2 protein-coding genes are annotated in these 1,924 nt (G+C 45.8%); both read left to right on the top strand.

Features of this window, described 5'->3' with window-relative positions:
• Positions 1 to 1,300, top strand: a 1,300-nt coding sequence (locus VCU37_RS09295) for a hypothetical protein (protein ID WP_336250372.1), incomplete at its 5' end; no start/stop codon positions are given.
• Positions 1,301 to 1,549: 249 nt separating this feature from the next.
• The coding region (locus tag VCU37_RS09300; protein ID WP_336250373.1) for a hypothetical protein at positions 1,550 to 1,924 on the top strand (375 nt) is incomplete at its 3' end.

Genomic DNA, 1,924 nt, shown 5'->3' on the forward strand with positions numbered 1-1,924 from the left:
TCGTGCTGAGTTGCTGGTGAAAGGGGTCGTGATGATACCCAGGCGTTTTGGTTTTGTTCTTTTGTTGGTTGCTTCCTTGGCTGCTTGTTCTGGTAGCGGGTGGTTTGGTGAGGATGACAAGCGTGAGGTTTCAGAGGGTCTGGGTTCAACAATTATTGGGTTTTATCCTAAGGTTCCGGTTATTATTTATCCTCAAATTTTGAGTAGTCTTGAAAGTATTATTAAACCGCCACCTGAGAATTGTATGGAGAAGGCATGTGGTGAGCCGTTGTTGACGATTGATGATCAGTACCAGGTTCATCAGTATCGTGTTGTGGGCTCTGAGTTGCCGTCTTTTGCGTTTTCACCTAATGGGAGGCAGATGATTCTTACTGATTTTTATGGGGTGCATTGGGTGAATGACGGTGCGGTTCAGTCGTTTGCATCTGCTCCTGGCACTGGTGGAACCAGGGGGTTAACGATAGATAATGATGGCAATTTTCTCGTGATGCTCCATCTTGGGGGTATCGAAATTGAAGGAGAACGGGGTTTTGGTTCGCGTTTTGTGTATCGCCAGGGTGATGGGTTTGGGTCCTATGAGCGAATCATCGATGGAATGTATAGCACGTGTGGCAACAATGTGTACTTGAGTTCATATGGAGATGAGTTTAAAGATTATGCAGTTCAGGACCCAAGATATAACAATATTATAGAATATAAATATGATTGGTCTACCCATCAGATGAACAAGATTGATAGAGGTGATAAATTCTTCTCCAATCATTTTTGGCTTTATCAATGCGATGAGCATGACTATTCTAAATTTTCCTATATAGGAACAGATGGAGAATCAAGGAATCTAGTAGGCTATTGGGATGAAGCTTCGGGGTATTATGGAGAACATGAGTTCCAATCGGTAGATGTACGTAGTGCGAATGGGACTCAAGTAGTTTCTTTTTATGATGATAAAATATTTTATATTGATGATAGTGATATTGTGAGAAGTATTGATAAGGTGTCTGGTGCGACCGAGGATGCGTGGCCGGTTAAGGATCGTTTTCCTGAGCTGTTGATTGATATGGATAATAAGCCGACGTATTCCATTCAGGACGATTCGATGTTTATCTTTGGGCGGTTAGCTACCCACACGAAACAATGGGTTGTGGGAGAGTTTGATTTGCGCACGGGGGCAACCAAGGTGAAAAAGCGGGTGCCGGTTTTAGATACGGCGTATCCAGAGATCGAGTTGATGGATGCAAGGATCGTGAATGTGGATGGGGTGCGTGCCTGGCTCAACGGCCTACCCGATATGCCTGACTAACCGCCTGCACGACGGAGGCAGTGGTACCTGGTGGTACCTGGCGAGGGAGCACCAAGGCCGATACCCCAGAACCTCAACCCACCCCACCCCCGACCGGTGCGACCAACGCAGGGGGGCGTGGGTCGTAGTTGTTGTTGGTTTTTGGACGTGGAAATCACTTAGTTTCAAAGTGGTGTTTATTGGCGGGCTGTGCTACAAGAATCCTGACAAGCATTAGGTCGTGCTGAGTTGCTGGTGAAAGGGGTCGTGATGATACCCAGGCGTTTTGGTTTTGTTCTTTTGTTGGTTGCTTCCTTGGCTGCTTGTTCTGGTAGCGGGTGGTTTGGTGAGGATGACAAGCGTGAGGTTTCAGAGGGTCTGGGTTCAACAATTATTGGGTTTTATCCTAAGGTTCCGGTTATTATTTATCCTCAAATTTTGAGTAGTCTTGAAAGTATTATTAAACCGCCACCTGAGAATTGTATGGAGAAGGCATGTGGTGAGCCGTTGTTGACGATTGATGATCAGTACCAGGTTCATCAGTATCGTGTTGTGGGCTCTGAGTTGCCGTCTTTTGCGTTTTCACCTAATGGGAGGCAGATGATTCTTACTGATTTTTATGGGGTGCATTGGGTGAATGACGGT

The sequence above is a fragment of the Stomatohabitans albus genome, assembly GCF_036336025.1.
Classification (GTDB): Bacteria; Actinomycetota; Nitriliruptoria; order Euzebyales; family Euzebyaceae; genus Stomatohabitans; species Stomatohabitans albus.